The sequence below is a fragment of the Winogradskyella sp. 3972H.M.0a.05 genome (assembly GCF_040493455.1).
Classification (GTDB): domain Bacteria; phylum Bacteroidota; class Bacteroidia; order Flavobacteriales; family Flavobacteriaceae; genus Microcosmobacter.
In genome coordinates this window covers 1-19428 of the sequence record NZ_JANFDA010000004.1, presented here as the reverse complement: position 1 = coordinate 19428, position 19428 = coordinate 1, and the positions used below count along the sequence as shown (strand labels likewise).

The following is a 19428-nucleotide window of genomic DNA, read 5'->3' as shown; positions in this document are numbered from 1 at the left end:
TCAGCATCTTATTCTCAGTATTTTTACACTATGCAAGACATTATTGATAATCTTCCGAAGCTCGCCAAAGATAAACATAAAGAGAACAAGGCGTTCTTTGCCAAGCTAAAAAAGAAACCTCCAAAACAATTAGATTACGTAATGCAAGAATTGCACGATGATGAGTTTGAAAAAACTGACTGCCTAGAATGTGCAAATTGTTGTAAAACCACTGGACCTTTATTTACAGATAAGGATATAGAGCGCATAGCAAAGTTCTTTAAACTAAAGCCACAACAATTTATAGCACAATATTTGAGGGTAGATGAAGATAATGATTATGTGTTGCAATCTGTGCCTTGTACGTTTTTGGGAGCAGATAATTATTGTTCAATATATGATGTAAGACCGAAGGCTTGTCGAGAATTTCCGCATACGGATCGTAAGAAGTTTCAACAAATCTCAAATCTTACACTGAAGAATGTTGCAATTTGTCCGGCAGCATATAATATTGTTGAAGCTATGAAAGAGAAAATAAGATTATGAAGCGTATAGTCCTTTTGCTTATAATGAGTTTATCGATATCTACATTTGGCCAAGAGTCCGAATGGATGACCTCATTGGATATTGCAAAACGATTGGCTTTGACTCAAAACAAAATGCTCTTTGTAATGTGGGAACAAGCAGCATCAGACCTTCAAACCATAACCTTTAAGGATGCCAATGGCAATACAATAATTGTAAGCGCCAGAGGAAATAATAGTGCTAACGAAGTTATCTGGGAACATTTTGTACCTGTTAAACTCAGCGAAACCAATTATGAGAAGTTGTTTTTAGAAATAAAGGAAAAACGTAGATTAGGCTATATCAGCAAATTCAATGACGATAGCGTCAAAATTATGGATACTAACGGAAATATCTTGAATGCTAAATTTAATATTCAGGATTATTCCAATGTTGATCTTTCTTATCTCATAGACAAATATGCCTTAAACACCTATTACATCAATAAGGAGCTGCGTAATTATGCTGAGGTCAAAAACTTCACGACCACATTTCGATTGGCGTCAAAGTATATGGACTATGCAATTTTTCAGAGTTCTGCTGTAGAAAATGAAATTATAGATCTAGCTCTAATTTATTTAGATGAAGCTAAGCAATTATTAGGCGACGTTGATGAAGATAAACGATTGGCTTTTGCACAAAAGTGTGAATTGCAACGCGTGTATCAGTATACAGTAGTCAATAGGCCTAGAAAAATATTAAGAGAGTTAAACCGATTGAGTAAAGAAGAAATCTACAGTATTAATCAATCCATGTTTAACTTTCTAAATTACATTTCGCATCGATTATTAAAGGATGAAGAAGAAGCAGAATTATGGAAAAGTAAAGTTTCTTTATTAGATTTGAAGAAATCCGAACTAATAATCACTAAAAACACCGAAAAGAATTGGAAACCATAATTGAATATTTCAGAGATATACCATCATCTCATAGAAGTATAATACTTGTCGGAGGGTTAACCCTGTTTTGGTTACTCGAAGGTGCATTGCCATTATTCAAGTTCAATTATAAGAAATGGCGACATGCCATACCCAATATCTTTTTTACAATAACCACAATCATTGTAAACTTTGCTTTGGCATTTCTTCTGATTTCATCAGCGGATTGGGTTGAAGCTAATAATTTTGGAATCATCAACTGGCTTCCCGAAATGTCAAGTTGGGCTTATGTGCTTTTAGGAATTCTATTAATGGATTTTATTGGCGCTTATTTACCTCATTATGTAGAGCATAAAGTGAAGCCATTATGGATGGTACACTTGGTGCATCACAGCGATCATAAGGTAGATACTACTACAGCAAATCGACATCATCCACTAGAAAGCATGATTCGTTTTGTGTTCACTCTGGCTGGAGTTTGGATCATAGGTACACCAATATATATAGTTATGCTCTATCAATCATTGTCTTTGGTTTCGACACAATTCAATCATGCAAATATCAAACTGCCAAAGAAAGTAGATAAAGCCATAAGTTATGTGTTGGTTTCACCAGATATGCATAAAGTCCATCATCATTATGTCTTGCCATATACAGATTCTAATTATGGCAATATCTTTTCAATCTGGGATCGATTGCTTGGGACTTTCATGACTATAGATAGAGAAAAACTAATTTATGGTGTAGATGTGTTTCCAGATGAAAAGAAGAACAGCGATATCATAGAATTGTTGAAACAACCTTTTCAGAAGTATCAAAAACCGACATATATCCCAGATGCAGATAAGTAGATTTTTGCTAGTTATTCTGATGGCATTAACGAGTTGTAATTCAAACAAAGTGATCGACATACAAGGGCATAGAGGATGTAGAGGCTTATTACCAGAAAACTCACTGCCAGCGTTCAAAAAAGCCATAGAATTGGGTGTCCATACCTTAGAAATGGATATCGCAGTGACCAAAGATCACAAGATTATAGTTTCTCACGAGCCCTTTATGAGTAGAACTATTTGTAAACTTCCTGATGGTAATCATATTCCTGTTGAATCAGATAAGCAATACAACCTATATCAAATGACTTTTGATAGTATCAAAACATTCGATTGTGGTACAAAAGCACATCCAAGGTTTCCAGATCAAGAGTTGCAAAGTGTCTACAAACCACTTTTGAGTGAAGTCTTTGAAATGACTAAGGCTATCAATCCTAGTATTAAATACAACATTGAGCTTAAGGCAAAACCAGAATATGATGGTATTTATACACCTAACCCAAAAGAATTTGTGGCTTTAGTTATGAATCAACTTAAAACTGCAGACGTGTTCGATAGAACCAATCTACAGTCATTTGACCTTAGGATTCTAGAAGAAATAAAACAACAAGATGCTAATATGGAAGTTGCTTTATTAATAGATGAAGGTGAAGCAATTGTGAACAAACTGTCTAAGCTTAGTTATACACCAGAAATTATAAGCCCATATTATAAGTTGTTGAATGCCGAAAATGTCACTGAATTACAGGCTGAAGGATTCAAGGTAATTCCATGGACAATCAATGAGATTAGTGATATGGAACAGATGATATTATACGGTGTTGATGGTATTATTACTGACTACCCAGACCGTTTAATAGGCTTATTAGGCAAGTAAATCGCTTTTCTTCGAATATTTTAATGCGTTTGTGGATAAATTAGTTCGTTTTTGCTGAAAGCGGCTACATTTACCACGAGAGGGCTAAAGATTACAGTTGAGTTCAACGAAGTAGAACTTAATAGTAAATCGTGAAAACTTATACAATTCTGGTCATTTTAGCCTGTTTTGGATTGTTCTTTAATCCAGTTTCAGCACAAACACCTTATGCCACACTAAAGAAGAATGTCAATGTACAAGCCAAGGATTTGTACCATGAGCTCAACGCTACAAAGGACACATTACTTCTAGAAAGCAATAAGAAGATAAACTATGTCTATTCCATCAATAAAAGTGTAAAACGAGAACTAAGTTATACAGTCAATGCTAACGAATTTCAAGTGCCATTAAATAGTTTGTCTAGAGGTAGGCATGTATTTGTAGTCGTGCAATCGCCTTTGAGAATTGTTTTTGTTGTGAATGTTCTCAAAGATGGTTTGGCATTAGTAACTACAGAAGAAGAAAATCTGGTCGCAACAAAAAACGACTAATCATACAATAAATATTTCTCTCTAACCTTTTTAAAACTAGCTAAGCCTTCTTGCCAAGATGCCTTTATTTGAGCTTCGGTATCTCCGTTTTCTATTTGCTTTTGAAGCTTGCTAGTACCAGCGTGTTTAGTGAAATTGTCAGTATTAAAAAATTTAGACTTATCAGTTGAGTTTTCATAAGCTTTTATAACCCATTTTAGAGTCATTTGCCCATTAATTTCCGCATTTCTCAAGTCCTCACCATAGCATAGTTTGTTTTGGTGTTTTGGATATTTAGCACCAAAATTGGCAATAGGTGTGTACGTAAAACTCATGGTCTCACTATTTAAAAATGGCGCTCCGTATCTCTGAAACTGAAATTCTGTGCCTCTACCAGCATTAATATTGGTGCCTTCAAAAAGCCCTAAACTAGGATAAAGTTTAATAGATTGATCATTAGGAAGATTTGGAGAAGGACGGATTGGTAGACTATACGAAGTACTGTGCGAATAATTTTTAATTGGTATGATTGAGATATTGCATTGTATTCCATTTTTTAACCAATGTTCTCCATTAATCATTTGTGCATATTCACCAATAGTCATTCCGTGGACTAAGGGAATAGGATGCATTCCCAAAAAACTCTTGTTTTCAATTTCTAAAGTAGGACCATCTATATAGTGTCCATTAGGATTTGGCCTGTCCAAAATTATTACAGGGATATTAGCTTCAGCACATGCTTCCATCACATTATGCAAAGTAGAAATATAGGTGTAGAAACGAACGCCTACATCCTGGATGTCAAAAACTACGGCGTCTAAATCCTTAAGCTGCTCCGAAGTAGGTTTTCTGTTTTTCCCATGAAGTGATACAATTGGTAAATTGGTTTTGGTATCAAAACCGTCATCTACATGTTCTCCTGCATCTGCTTTTCCTCTAAAGCCATGCTCAGGTGCGAATACTTTTTTAATGTCAACCTTCAAAGCAAGCAAAGAATCAACTATATGTGCGTAGTTATTATTTTCATCTTTAAAAATCACAGAAGTTTGGTTCGCAACAATACCAACAGATTTTCCGTTTAGTAACGGTAAATAGTTTTCGGTTTGATTAGCTCCGACAATAATTCCGGTGTCATTTAACTTTAAATTGTCATTCTGAATCTCGTCATTTTGAGTCTTATTTTTTTCAACACCAGAACCACAAGCAATCAATACCAAAACAAATAATAAAACAGTATTTTTGAGGACCTTTAAAAGCATATTCAATTTTGAATTACGAGTTTTTTATAGCTAAACGCATTATTGGCAGTAAGTCGTATAAAAGTAGTGTTTCGGCACCAATAATAAAAATAGGTATTGCAGCCATTGCAATCGGCATTATTGTAATGCTTATCTCTATAGCTACAGGTCTTGGCCTACAGAAAAAGATACGCGAAAAAGTGGTGGCTTTTAATGGTCATGTTGTGGTTTCGAACTACGATAATAACCTTTCAAACGAGTCCAAAGTCCCTGTAACCATTAATCAAGAGTTCTATCCAAACTTCAAAACCATTGAAGGGATCTCTCATGTACAGGCTGTGGCTTCCAAGTTTGGATTGATTAGAACCGAAACCGATTTTGAAGGTGTGGTATTGAAAGGCGTAGGAAAGGACTATAACTGGGATTATTTTTCAGAGTTTTTGAGAGAAGGAACCTTACCAGCATTTGGTGATACAATGAGTGATGAGGTATTAATCTCTCAATATTTAGCCAATAGACTACAATTCAAAGTAGGAGATAAGTTTCAAATGGTGTTCGGAGAAGAAGATCTACAGAGAGTACCAAAAATAAGAGCATTTACAGTAGTCGGAATCTATAATTCTGGATTTCAAGAACTGGATGAAACCTTCATCATCGGTGACCTTAAACACGTACAAAGACTCAATAGATGGTCTGAGGACATGATAGGGAATTTTGAAGTCTTTATTGATGATTTTGATGAGCTAGATCAAAAAACAGTTGAAGTTTACCAAGTACTTCCTTCATTATTAAACGCTACAAAGGTATCTAGCAAATACGGATCAGTATTCGAGTGGGTAAAAATCTTTGATAACAATGTCTATGGTATTATAGGTATTATGATTTTGGTGGCAGCCATCAATATGATTACTGCGTTATTAGTACTTATTCTTGAACGTACACAAATGATTGGTATTTTGAAAGCACTCGGAAGCTCAGACTGGAGTGTGAGAAAAGTGTTTTTATACAATGCATCTTATCTTATTGGTTTAGGATTGTTCTGGGGAAATGTTATCGGGTTAGGCTTATTGTTAATGCAGAAATACTTTAAACTAGTACCATTGAATCCTGAAACCTATTATGTGACCGAAGCTCCAGTTTATATTAGTGTAGACTATGTTATTTTACTAAATGTAGGTACATTTTTGGTATGCATGATTATGTTGCTGGTACCTTCTTATGTCATCACCAAAATTACGCCAGTAAAAGCAATTAGGTTTGAATAAATGCCATGAATCAGTTTGAATATTTCTTTCAATGTCCACACTGCTGGGAACAAATTTCAATGCTGATTGATAGTTCTCAAAATCAGCAACATTATATCGAAGATTGCGAAGTGTGTTGTAATCCTATTCAGTTGAATTTCAGAATAGAAGCAGATGCAATTACTGATTTTTCAGCAAAAATAGTTCAATAATCACTTTCTGTAACATATTGAATATCAGTTTTATATGTTTTCATTAATGCATTTCATCGAAAAAAATTGATATTTTAACGATGTTTTAGTAGATTCGTGGTGTTAATGAGTCCCTCCTCAAATCTGCTATTATGAAATCTTTGAAACTAACCCTTCTACTATGTTTGGTATCTGCTTTTGCATTTGCCAATATTTCAACACAAGAAAAAGAAGCCTTAGAGGCGTTTTATAAGAGTACCAATGGAGATACCTGGAGTACGTCTTGGGATCTTACCAAACCAGTTAGTGAATGGTATGGTGTGGTTGTCTCTGGAGACAAAGTTGTTGAGCTAAATTTGATGTTCAACAATTTAACCGGAGAACTTCCAGAAGAGCTAGGAAATCTTACCCATTTACAAAAGCTTTGTTTATTCAGAAACGAAATCAATGGTGCTATTCCTGAGTCTATCGTTAATCTGAAATCACTTCAAGAAATAAATATTGCTTTCAATAATTTAAATGGGCAAATACCAGAAGCAATAACTCAGCTAACGGAGTTAGAGTCCATTCAATTATTTATGAATGAACTTGAGGGTAACATACCATCAAATATTGGGAACTTAAAGAAATTACAAGTATTAGAATTATACAACAATAGTTTAACGGGATCAATCCCAAGCTCTATAGGTGAGCTTAACAACCTGAAAGAACTATTAATCAGTAGTAATCAACTTTCTGGAAAGCTGCCAGCCAGCATTTCTAATTTGAAAGGATTAAAAGCATTGAGTGTTTTTGACAATAGTCTATTTGGCACTCTACCTACTAAGCTTGGAGAGATGGCAAGCCTTGAAGAATTGGTGCTTTCCAACAATGCCTTTTATGGGGACTTACCTAGTGGTATGGCGAGCTTAACAAACCTTAAAGTGCTTATGATTGGCAATAACGGTTTTAAAGGAGATTTTGCCGCACTTGGTGAGCAATTACCAGAAGGAATCATGTTCGATTACACAAATACAGATAGCAAAGGAAGCATAGCAACATTGGATACCGAAGATGAAGATTAGTTAATCATCATTTATAGTTTTAGTTAGATTAAACTCCTACAGAAATGTAGGAGTTTTTTTGTTTTAAATACTTTGAATTGTTAAAAAAGGTGTTATCTTTGCAGTCCGATATCGCGGGATAGAGCAGTAGGTAGCTCGTCGGGCTCATAACCCGAAGGTCACTGGTTCGAGTCCAGTTCCCGCTACTAAGGCCAAGGCCACTGATTAAAAGCATTTTAGTTATTCTTACTAGAATGCTTTTCTTATTTTTGTGATATAAACCCCCAACCAGGCTCGCAACCAGAAACGACCTTTTCTCTTAAAAATACCTGTTATGAATAAATTGTTTAGTATTGTCTTATCCCCATTCACTCCTCCTATGGAAGAGGCATTTGGTTACAACTTTCAACTTCATGCTCCTTATAATGATCAATTAGTTACGTTATTGGTTGATGGCAACATCACCGATTATATCGATGAGGAGAAAAAACAAGGAGCAACTATAAGCCAATTGGTATTTAATGAGCATAATGAACATAGTAAGGTTATTACATTGGATTTTGATAAGAGAAATATCGTCAAGCTAGACAACGCTGAAATAAAATTGATTAACATCGATAAAGTTTCTGTTGAGCAATCTCCCAATCAAAAGTTCTTTAAGTTTGAATTTTTGGTAACAAGAAATTCATGATCTTTTTTACCATCAATACCTGAAGGTCACTGGTTCAAGTCCAATTCCCACCACAAGTAAAACCTTCAACCTTTTTGGTTGGAGTTTTTTGTTAAAGGATTTGATGTTGCTCTGTAAAGTTTAATATCTTTACGAGTATATAACCCTCTTACCCTTTAGTTCATGCGATTTGTTTTAGTATTCATACTACTATTAATTACAAATAGTTCTTACAGTCAGCAGCAAGCTGAAAATGAAACTGCCAAAGAAGATAAGGATACAATCCTCATAAACCTAGAGCAACAATACAAAGTAGCAAAAACAGATTCTGCTAGGGTAACTTCGTTAGTCGCATTGGCTGAATATGAAGTTTACAGAGAATTTAGTGAAGCTGAAGATCACTTGCTTACAGCTGTTGAAATTGTGAATAACAATAAAGATTTATTAGAAGGTGGTTACTTAGCTCCGCCATACAGCATATTGGGTATTGTAAAAAGAAGGCAAGGCGATTATGCAGATGCAATGTCTTATTTTGTCAAAGCAAAAGAAACCTTTTTCAGAATAGGAGACTCCTCCAATGTAGCCAACATTATGCACAACATGGGTGTTTTGTATCGATTTATGGGTGAATACCCTAAGTCTATTGAAAACTATAAATCGGCAATAGCCATTTTAGAGGCGCTAAACTCAAATAAAAAAGGAGTCGCAGCAGGTTACAACATGCTAGGTGTGTCCTATAGAAAGGTAAATCAATTAGATTCGGCACTATATTGCTATGAAAAAGCCAAATCTATTTTCAAGGATTTAGACCGAGAAGAAGATCTGCATAGAGTTAATGGTAATATGGCTGTGCTCTACAATGTAAAGAAACAGTATGATAAAAGCCTTAAGCTAAACTTAGAGAATTTGGCCTATTATACAAAGCTCGGGAATAAATCATCCATGGCATCTACCAATTACAATGTGTCTACCAGCTATTATAGAATGGAGGACTATCCCAACTCAATGATTTATGCTAGAGCCTCGTTGAAAGTAGCTCAAGAAGAGGGGTTGAAACAGCGTGTATCCAAAGCCTATAACAGAATATCCAACATTCAAAATAAAACAGGAGATTTTGAGCAGGCTCTAGTCAATTATAAGTTGTTTAAAAAACATTCAGATTCATTAATAAATGACGAAAATCTTAGGAAAATACAACGCCTCGAAATTCAAAGTGAATTTCGACAAGAAAAATTAGTGGATAGTCTTCAATTGGTCAAAGAAAGAGAAGTTGCAGAAGCAAATTTAGAAGTGCTAGCCAAGAAGAAAAGGGTGCAATTTCAATGGATGTTGATTGGACTTATATTGTTCGCGGGGCTACTGATCTATATCTATGTAAAACAGAAAGCGAAGCGCAAATATATGTCCCTCCAAAATAAATTATTGAGTACTGAAATTGAACACAAGAAAAAGGACCTTACCAATTTTGCTATTAATATCTCCAAGAATCAAGAATGGGTAAAAGTACTATCAGATAAACTCAATGATGTTAAAAATGATTCTGAAGTAAAGCACAATAAAGCATTTAAAGATCTTGAAAGTGAAATAAAAAACCACATGTGGATTGATGAAAGTACTAAGGAATTTTATAGCCAGATTGATACCCTGAGTACAGCTTTCTACGAACGTTTAAAAAATAGCTTTGAAAACCTTACCAAAACCGACGTAAGGTTATGCTCTTTAATCAAGTTAAATATGGATAGTAAACAGATAGCTATTCTACAAAACATTAGCCCCTCATCCGTAAAAATGAGTCGTTATCGACTCAGAAAAAAGCTAAATCTCAATCCAGATCAAGATATCTATGCATTTTTGAGAGATTTTTAAAATACTGAAAATCAATAACTTAAAATTTTGTAGCCCTTTTGTAGCCCCCTGAAATTTCATCACTAGGGTAAGCTGAATATACATTTGAACTGTTGAATTTTTTAAACCCCTTTAAAATGAAAACAGTTCTTCAATATGGCCTGATGGTATTGATCTTTCTATCAGGCATCTCAAAAGGAAATACACAGTGTGGCGCAGGAGATACGATTATACAAAACCAAGCTAATACAGCATCAATTGCCGCATTAGGTTACGGACAATCATTTACAAGTACTTGTACGGGACAAATTGACCGGTTTAGGGTCTGGGTGGATACAGCGCCTTCTGTGCCCACAGGATCGGAAGTTGATGTATCAATTTATCAAGGTGCGGTGAGTAGTGGTGGAGCTACATTATTACAGACTTTTTCAACAGACTTTCCAAGTATCGGCAGTAATACTATTATACTGTCATCCCCAATAAATGTTACTCTAGGAGAGGTCTATACATTCACTATTGAGGATACTGAAATTATACGCTATGAATCATTTAGCGGTAGTCCACCTTATTCTGATGGTAGTGCACAAAGGTTTACAGGAAGCAATTGGATTTCAGAAAGCGATGAAGATCTAAGATTCGAAGTTGGTTATGTTGATTCAGAACCTCCAGTAGCTGTTTGTCAGGATTTTACAGCGAATTTAGATGCTTCAGGTAACTATATTGTGCAAATATCTGATATCGACGGAGGTTCTACAGATGATACAGGAATAACAAGTTATAGTGTTGAGCCACCCATGTTAACTTGTGATAATTTGGCAGGGGCTATTGTGGAATTGACGGTTCGGGATGATGCTGGTAATCAAAGTTCCTGCATGGCAAATGTAACACTCATCGATAATAACGATGCCTGTATTGACTTCTTTGACGATGCCTTCGTAACGACTTGGGCAACTGATAATAATGGACCATCTGGTGACAATCAAATTACAATTCCAACAAATAATAGTGCAACCTATAGTTATGCAGTAGATTGGGGAGATGGTAATATTCAAACCAATATTACAGGAGATGTTACGCATACCTATGCTAGCTCGGGAACGTATACAGTAAAAATTAAAGGAGAGTTCCCTCAGTTATATTTCGCTAATTCGGGTGATTTACAAAAGATTTTATCAGTAGAAGAGTGGGGCTCAAATGCATGGGCAAGCATGAATCAGGCTTTTCGTGGATGTACTAATCTGGTAATTAATGCCACTGATACACCAGACCTTAGCAACGTAGTGGATATGTCGCGCATGTTTCAAAATACAAATATCGATGCTGGCCTAAATGCTTGGGATGTGAGTAATGTAGAGTCTTTTGCCTTTATGTTCGCAAATAATCCTAGTTTCAATGAAGACATCACTAGCTGGAATATAGGTGCTGCTCTTGATATGGAGCGTATGTTCTTAAATGCAACATCTTTTAATCAAAATCTTGGTAGTTGGAATGTTAGCAACGTCGCTAATTTTCAACTTATGCTTGAGAACTCAGGATTGTCCAGTTACAATTACGGTCTCATACTTATCGGATGGAGTACACTGCCAGGGCTTTTAGAAAACCAGACATTTTCAGTGGGTACGGTTCCGTATTGTTTGGGAGAGGAAGAACATGATTTCTTGACGGAGACAGTTGCCAATGGTGGAAAAGGTTGGACCATTACCGATGGTGGTTTAAATTGTTCTGATGCCTTCATTACCACTTGGAAAACAGATAACCCAGGAGTTGACCATGATTTAGCCATACGCATAGAAACAACAGGACCAGGCTATAATTATGCAGTGGATTGGGGTGATGGTAACATAAGTACTGGACATACAGGAAGTTTTATTTATAGTTATGCAGAAATAGGAACCTATACAGTTAAGATTATTGGAGATTTTCCACGAATACATTTCGGAGCGAATGATAGTAAAGAAAAGCTGGTGTCTGTAGAGCAATGGGGAACAAATTCATGGACGAGTATGGAAAGAGCTTTTAGCGGCTGTACCAATATGACCCTTAACGCAACAGATATACCAGATCTTAGCAATGTGACTGAGATGAGTTTTATGTTTTTTAATGCCAGTAGCTTTAATGGAGATCTAAGCGCTTGGGATGTGAGTAACGTTACCAATATGAGAAGTATGTTTCAAGGGGCTTCAAGCTTTAATAGTGATATTGGGAACTGGAATGTGAGTAACGTTGCCAATATGAGAAGTATGTTTCATGATGCTGTTGCATTCGATCAGGACTTAGGCGCTTGGAACGTGAGCAATGTTACAAATATGGCAGCCATGTTTTCTGGAGCTGAGTTATTTGTGGATCATTATGATGCTTTATTAAATGGTTGGGCGAATCTTTCCTTGCAAAACAATGTCACGTTCAATGCAGGTAATAGTATGTACTGTGCAGGTGCAGCGGCACGCCAACAGATTATTGATGATTTTGGTTGGCAGATTTTTGATGATGGTGAGGATTGCAGTGATCCTTTTGAAAATGGATTGATTACCACGTGGAACACAAATCTTGGGACGTCTACACAGACCATATCCATCATGATAGATGAAAACTTGACTTACTCCTATAACATCGACTGGGGTGATGGGCAGAGGGACTTGAATGTTACAGGTCATATAGATCATGTGTACGATGCCTTGGGAACTTATCAAATAAAAATAATTGGGGTCTTTCCTGCTGCAAGATTTGGTGATGGTTTCTCTACTAATAATGCTCAAAAATTACAGTCTGTAGATCAATGGGGAAACATACAATGGGAAACTATGAATTCAGCCTTTTCTGATTGTCAGAATATGAATGTATTGGCAACAGATGCTCCAGATCTGTCCAATGTCACTAATATGAGACGCATGTTCGAAGGTGCTTCCAGTCTTAATGCTGATCTAAACCATTGGGATGTAAGTAATGTGACTAATATGTCAGAGCTTTTTAATTATGCCACAAACTTCAACGGGGAGATTGGTAATTGGAATGTGAGTAATGTAACAAATATGGACCAAATGTTTGACGCTGCCCGAAATTTCAACAAGAATATCAATAGTTGGAATGTGGGTAATGTCACTAGTATGAGGTCAATGTTTTATGAAGCCGAAGATTTTAATCAGGAGTTGGGCAACTGGAATGTGTCGAGCGTTACCGATATGACAGAAATGTTCGGTCTTGCATTGAAATTCAATCAGGACATTGGTGCTTGGGACGTTTCAAATGTGACTACAATGCAATTTATGTTTTCTTACGCCAGAGATTTCGACCAGAATATCGGTGATTGGAATGTGAGTAGTGTCAACAATTTTGGAAACATGTTCAACAATTCGGGCTTATCCATAGACAACTATGACGCCCTATTGATGGGATGGAGTAGCCTACCAAGTTTAATGCCTAATGAAAATTTTGATGCTGGTGATTCTAAATATTGCGCAGCCATTGCTGAGCGCCAATACATTATCGATACTTATGGTTGGACAATCAACGATCAAGGACAAGAATGTAATATCGAACAATTTGATAACGGTTTTATTACAACCTGGGAAACCACTACGCCTAATGAAGTTATTATCATTCCGGTATCACCAAGCGATACCTACGATTACCATATCGATTGGGGCGATGGTAATACAACTTTTAATAGAACTGGCATTGCACTCCATATCTATGCCAACCCTGGCATACATACAGTTAGAATTATAGGTCAATTCCCTCGCATTTTAATGGCAAATACCACACCAGAAAACAGAGCCAAACTCAAATCTGTTGAACAATGGGGTAATGTGAGATGGCAATCCATGGAAGCCGCTTTTTTCTTTTGCCAGAACCTGGTAGTTAATGCTACAGACGCACCAAATTTGCGTTGGGCGACATCATTGAACAGTATGTTCGCGGCGGCGACTTCAGTAAATAGTGATTTTAACAATTGGGATGTGAGTACTATTACCGATATGGCTAGTATGTTTAGTGGTTCTTCAGCTTTCGATCAAGACCTAAGTGCTTGGGATATCAGTGCGCTTACAGATGCTACAAGCATGTTTGGTGGTGTTACGCTTAGCATAGAAAATTATGATGCCTTGCTTTTAGGGTGGAGTACATTAGACGAGGGTGAAACACAGATTCCCGTAGGAATCACTTTTAGTGCAGGAGATAGCAAATATTGTTTTGGACAACCCGCCAGAACTATCTTGACTTCTGCACCTTTTAATTGGGCAATTTCTGATGATGGTGCAGACTGTGGAACTAATTTTGACGATGGTTTTATCACTACCTGGAAAACGGATAATTCCGGGACATCAGGGAATACGCAAATCACGATTCCAACCTTTTCACAAAATACTTACAATTACAGCGTTGATTGGGGCGATGGTAATTACAGCTTTAACCTGACTGAAGATTATACACATACTTACGATTCCGCTGGAACATATACAGTAAAGATCATCGGTGAATTTCCATTCATTCTGTTCAATAATCAAGGCGATAAAGATAAAATCCTCAGTGTAGAGCAGTGGGGAAACATTGAATGGTTCAACATGCAATTTGCCTTTAGAGGTTGCTCTAACTTATTGCTCAATGCCACCGATGCACCAAACCTAAGTAATGCTACCAGTATGTTTGGGATCTTTCAAGATGCAGTACTTGTTAATGGAGATTTAAACCACTGGGATGTGAGTTCCATAACCAATATGGGGGAAGCATTTAAAGGCGCATTAGCCTTTAATGGAAATGTTAGTAGTTGGGATGTAAGCAGTGTAGAGGACATGCAGCAAATGTTTGAAAATGCAACGACTTTTAATCAGGATTTAGGCGCTTGGGATATTAGTAGTATTACCAATATGACAAACATGTTTGTAAATGTTACGTTATCTACTGACCATTATGACAGCCTGCTAAGAGGTTGGAGTATTTTAGATGTTGATTCCGGAGAAACACAAATCCCTTCTAGTATTAGTTTTCATGGAGGTAATAGTATTTCGTGCTTCGATCAAAATGGAAAAGTAAATCTCCAAAGTATACATAATTGGACTATTACAGATGGAGGTACCTGCAGTGCCGATCAGTTTGTAACAACATGGAAAACTGACCAACCAGGAGGAAGTACGTCAGATAACCAAATACTTATAGATACACAAGGAAGCGGGCTCGATTTTGATATTGATTGGGGTGACGGTAATGTTGATATCGGAGTAACAGGAGATATTACACATACTTATGCCGTTCCAGGAACTTACACTATCAGAATTTTAGGAGATTTCAGAATTATAGGAACTTCCTCTAATGATGCCGATAAGTTATTGACTATAGAACAATGGGGAAGCATGCAGTGGACGTCCATGCAAGCAGCCTTCAGGCATTGCGATAATGTAATCGTCAACGCGACTGATACTCCAGATTTAAGTCAAACAGATAATACATCATTCATGTTCTTAAACGCATTGTCGATGACAGGTGATTTGAGTGCTTGGAATGTGAGTACGATAACCAATATGGAAGGTATGTTTCAGAATGCAGGTGCTTTTAATAGCGATATAAGTAACTGGAATGTTTCTAATGTAACAACAATGAGTAGTATGTTCAGGAATGCGATTGCTTTCCAACAAAATTTAGAAAACTGGGATATTACAAACATCACAACAATGGAAAACATGTTTACTGGTGTTAGTATATCAACCCCTAACTATGATGCAACATTAATAGGCTGGCAAAATGATAGCAGTGGATCAGATGGTGATGGTATTGATGATGTTCCGTCCAACATAATCTTTGGTGGAGGCAATAGCATATATTGCTTTTCTGAAATAGAACATCAGAATTTAACAGATACGTTTAATTGGACGATAACAGATGGTGGTTTTTGTTCAGATACAGACTTCTTTATAACGACCTGGAAAACGGATAACCCTGGGTCATCAGATAACAATCAGATTACTATTCCAACAGTTTCAGGACAAACCTATAGTTATATAGTTGAATGGGGAGATGGCAATAGTGATACGAATGTTACAGGAGACATTACACATACCTATGCTACACCTGGAACCTATGAGGTACGAATTATAGGGGATTTTCCGCGAATTCGATTTAATGACGATGGAGACGACAGGAAAATATTATCAGTAGAACAATGGGGAACCATAATGTGGCAAAATATGGAAGATGCATTTCGCGGCTGTGAAAATCTTGTAATCAATGCGACAGATGCCCCCGATCTTTCAAATGCAACTAGTCTCCAAGCAATGTTTAGAGGATGTACTTCTATGAATAATAACATAAATCACTGGGATACAAGTACAATTACAGACATGAAGTCCATGTTTAGAGATGCCACTGGTTTTAACCAACCTCTAAACTTGTGGAATGTGAGTAATGTCACCGATATTGAGAGAATGTTTCAGGGTGCAACGGTATTTAATCAACCTCTGAACGATTGGGATGTGTCAAGTGTTACAACTATGGAACGTGTGTTTTGGGAAGCAACTGATTTTAATCAACCGTTAAACTTGTGGGATGTGAGTAATGTTACAACTATGGAAGCATTGTTTTTTGAAGCCTATGCATTTAATCAGGATTTGAGCAGTTGGAATGTGAGTAATGTCACTAATATGGATTCTACGTTTCAAGACGCTGAAGCTTTCAATCAGGATTTGAGTGGTTGGAATGTAAGTAATGTTACCAATATGGATGAAATGTTTTTAGGCGCTTTGGTGTTTAATCAACCTCTAAACAGTTGGGATGTTTCTAATGTAACAATAATCGGAGGGATGTTTCAACAAGCTGAAGCTTTTAACCAAGACCTTAATAATTGGGATACATCTAGTATCACGGTAATGGAAGATGTATTTCAACAGGCTACTGCATTCAATGGAGATATAACAACTTGGGATACATCCAATGTAACGGACTTTAGGGATATGTTTTACCAAGCCACTAGTTTTAATAGGGACATTGGAAATTGGAACACTGGATCTGCCACAACTATGTCAAGTATGTTTGAAAGCGCTATGAGTTTTAATCAGGATTTAAGTAGCTGGAATACTAGTTCGGTAACATCTATGTTTTCAATGTTTGAAAACGCGGTTAGCTTTAACCAGGACATAGGTGGTTGGGATACGTCTAGTGTAGTTAATACAACGGATATGTTTAGAGATGCTATAGCTTTCAATCAAGATATTGGTAATTGGGATTTAAGCAGTATAGATGAACATATGCATGATATGTTTTTAGGAGCAGGTTTATCCACAGATAATTATGATGCTACTCTAATAGGTTGGCATACCGATGAAAGTGGGGCAGCTGGAGATAGTGACGATGACGTACCCTTTAACGTTGATTTCCATGGCGGCAATAGTCAATATTGTAACTCAGAAGTAGAACGGCAAGACTTAATCGATACACATGGCTGGACCATTATTGACGATGGATTCTTTTGCCCTGGAGTTTCATTTATCACTACTTGGGAAACCACAACAGCCAACGAAACTATAACTATCCCAACACTTCCAAGTGGAACATACAACTATACAGTAGATTGGGGTGATGGCAACATAACAACCAATGAAACAGGAGATGCTACACATCAATATACTACGCCAGGCATACATGCGGTGAGTATCACAGGAGATTTTCCAAGTATATATTTTAATAATTCTGGAGACAAGGACAAGATATTAACCGTCCAGCAATGGGGGATTATTTCTTGGGAAACCATGAGCAGAGCCTTTTTGGGTTGCACTAACTTAGATGTGGTGGCTACCGATATTCCAGATTTGTCTAACGTCTCGTCATTAGCGCAAATGTTTCAGTCTTGTAATACGCTTGTTGGGACCGTTGATTTTAACAATTGGGATACTAGTACTGTAAATGACATCTCTTCAATATTTGAAGGCGCGTCAAACTTTAATCAGCCGATCGGAAATTGGAATGTGAGTAATGTGCTCAATATGAGAGGTGCATTTAGAAGTGCCAACGATTTTAATCAGGATATAAGCTCATGGAATGTAGGTAATGTTACCAATATGCGTGAAATGTTTAGAGGTGCACTAGATTTTAATCAAGACATCACCAACTGGGATGTAAGTAGTGTACAAACATTTGCCAGTATGTTTAGTACAGCAAATGCCTTCAATCAGGATATCGGAGACTGGGATATTGGTGCGGCAACTAGCATTAGTCAAATGTTTAGAAATACAGTGAACTTTAATCAGGACTTAGGTGATTGGGATATAAGTGATATCACAACCATGGAAAATATGTTCAATGGAGCGGCACTATCTACAGCCAATTACGACGCTACATTAATAGGCTGGCATACTGATGAAAGTGGCTTAGCAGGAGACGGGGATGATGATGTCCCATCCAATATTGTATTTCATGGAGGTAATAGCAACTATTGTAATGCCGAACCACAATGGATAAGCTTGGACACGACTTACAACTGGACTATAACAGATGGAGGTTTGGACTGCAGTTTTGTATTGGTCAACCCAATAGTTTATCTACAGGGGGCGAGCTTAAACCCAAATATTGGCGAAGAGACCTTGATGCGTGACGATATAAGGCTGTCTGGTTATGTTCCAACAATATCTCCATATGGAGATGGACTGACCATGAATGGTTCAGTGCTCGCGAACACAGGACCAGATGCGATAGTTGACTGGGTCTGGGTGGAGTTGAGAGATGGCAGTTCCAATACGACCATCATCGACAACAGGTCGGCACTCTTGCAGCGCGACGGCGATGTAGTGGATGTTGATGGGACCTCACCAGTAGACTTCGTTCAATCCCCGGGAATCTATTATATAGCTGTCAAGCACCGCAACCATTTAGGAATCATGAGCGCTTCAACGATTGCACTGAACGGTACGACAACTGTGGTCGACTTCACCGACGGCAGTGTAGCCACCTTCGGCACCAACGCCCAGACGACCTTTGGCATGCCACTAGGTATTCAAGGTATGTGGGCAGGCGATGCCAACGGCGATGGCAAGGTAAACATCATCGGCGCACCAAACGATGCCAACACGATCCGAGACGCGATCCTCAACGACCCGATCAACCAGATCATCCAGTTCTATGGCTTCACGGTATCGGGCTACACCAACGAGGATGTCAATCTCACAGGAGGCGCCAACATCATCGGCGCGAACAACGATGCCAACGTGCTCAGGGACGATGTGTTGAACCATCCGATCAACCAGTTCCTCCAGTTCTATGGCTACAACATCCTGGAGCAGCTCCCAGCAGTGGTGCCATCGGCACGGATGGCATTCGATATAGAGATGACCGAACGAAACAAGCAACAGAACAACAACTAACAACACAACCCCTTTAAGAGATGAAACGCATATTACAAATAGTATTGATGGCAACGACCATGACCCTGACGGCACAGACCTATGAGTTCAGTGTTGTTAGCGACTACAACAACACTGGCGACACCTATGAGATGACCTTTGTGGCAACGCCAGACTTCACCAACGCCTCCCCGAACTTTGCGGACATGCAGGTTAGCTTTGCCATCACGGCGGGCAACA

At 37.6% G+C, this 19428-nt stretch carries 13 protein-coding genes and 1 tRNA gene; 13 read left to right on the top strand and 1 reads right to left on the bottom strand.

Features of this window, described 5'->3' with window-relative positions; all coding sequences use genetic code 11:
* The first annotated feature begins 30 nt into the window (after positions 1-30).
* The 5 genes from NCE97_RS09130 to NCE97_RS09110 all read left to right on the top strand — a co-directional run bounded on the left by NCE97_RS09130 (position 31) and on the right by NCE97_RS09110 (position 3658).
* Positions 31-525 carry a YkgJ family cysteine cluster protein gene (locus NCE97_RS09130; protein WP_353778762.1) on the top strand — a complete coding sequence of 165 codons (495 nt, stop codon included), beginning with the start codon at positions 31-33 and terminating at the stop codon, positions 523-525.
* The gene (locus tag NCE97_RS09125) at positions 522-1442 is read left to right on the top strand and encodes a hypothetical protein (protein WP_353778761.1); all 921 of its coding nucleotides are present in this window, start codon (positions 522-524) and stop codon (positions 1440-1442) included. Before NCE97_RS09130 ends, NCE97_RS09125 begins: the two co-directional genes overlap by 4 nt.
* A complete protein-coding gene (locus tag NCE97_RS09120; protein WP_353778759.1) occupies positions 1430-2272 on the top strand; it encodes a sterol desaturase family protein in 843 nt (280 codons plus the stop codon). Before NCE97_RS09125 ends, NCE97_RS09120 begins: the two co-directional genes overlap by 13 nt.
* Positions 2259-3128: a glycerophosphodiester phosphodiesterase family protein gene (locus NCE97_RS09115; RefSeq protein WP_353778758.1), complete on the top strand. Its 870-nt coding sequence runs from the start codon at positions 2259-2261 to the stop codon at positions 3126-3128. Before NCE97_RS09120 ends, NCE97_RS09115 begins: the two co-directional genes overlap by 14 nt.
* A gap of 131 nt (positions 3129-3259) precedes the next feature.
* Positions 3260-3658, top strand: coding sequence for a hypothetical protein (locus NCE97_RS09110; protein ID WP_353778757.1), 399 nt, complete (start codon positions 3260-3262; stop codon positions 3656-3658).
* Here NCE97_RS09110 and NCE97_RS09105 read toward each other — a convergent pair.
* Positions 3655-4896 carry an exo-beta-N-acetylmuramidase NamZ family protein gene (locus tag NCE97_RS09105; protein ID WP_353778756.1) on the bottom strand — a complete coding sequence of 414 codons (1242 nt, stop codon included), beginning with the start codon at positions 4894-4896 and terminating at the stop codon, positions 3655-3657. The two genes, NCE97_RS09110 and NCE97_RS09105, sit on opposite strands and share 4 nt — an antisense overlap.
* Positions 4897-4904: 8 nt before the next feature.
* Between NCE97_RS09105 and NCE97_RS09100 the strand changes: the two genes are divergently transcribed.
* The 8 genes from NCE97_RS09100 to NCE97_RS09065 form a co-directional block, all read left to right on the top strand.
* Positions 4905-6140 carry an ABC transporter permease gene (locus NCE97_RS09100; protein ID WP_353778755.1) on the top strand — a complete coding sequence of 412 codons (1236 nt, stop codon included), beginning with the start codon at positions 4905-4907 and terminating at the stop codon, positions 6138-6140.
* Between the two features lie 5 nt (positions 6141-6145).
* On the top strand, positions 6146-6331 hold the full coding sequence (locus NCE97_RS09095; protein ID WP_353778754.1) for a CPXCG motif-containing cysteine-rich protein: 186 nt from the start codon (positions 6146-6148) through the stop codon (positions 6329-6331).
* A gap of 131 nt (positions 6332-6462) precedes the next feature.
* Positions 6463-7374, top strand: a complete 912-nt coding sequence (locus NCE97_RS09090; RefSeq protein WP_353778753.1) for a leucine-rich repeat domain-containing protein — start codon at positions 6463-6465, stop codon at positions 7372-7374.
* A gap of 112 nt (positions 7375-7486) precedes the next feature.
* Positions 7487-7559, top strand: a tRNA-Met gene (locus NCE97_RS09085).
* A 128-nt stretch (positions 7560-7687) separates the two neighbouring features.
* Complete coding sequence (locus NCE97_RS09080) at positions 7688-8044, top strand: hypothetical protein (RefSeq protein ID WP_353778752.1); 357 nt, start codon at positions 7688-7690, stop codon at positions 8042-8044.
* 162 nt (positions 8045-8206) lie between these two features.
* Entirely contained in the window at positions 8207-9889 is a 1683-nt protein-coding gene (locus NCE97_RS09075; protein ID WP_353778751.1) for a tetratricopeptide repeat protein, read from the top strand.
* A gap of 116 nt (positions 9890-10005) precedes the next feature.
* On the top strand, positions 10006-19209 hold the full coding sequence (locus NCE97_RS09070; RefSeq protein WP_353778750.1) for a BspA family leucine-rich repeat surface protein: 9204 nt from the start codon (positions 10006-10008) through the stop codon (positions 19207-19209).
* A gap of 20 nt (positions 19210-19229) precedes the next feature.
* Positions 19230-19428, top strand: a 199-nt coding sequence (locus NCE97_RS09065; protein ID WP_353778749.1) for a hypothetical protein, incomplete at its 3' end; no start/stop codon positions are given.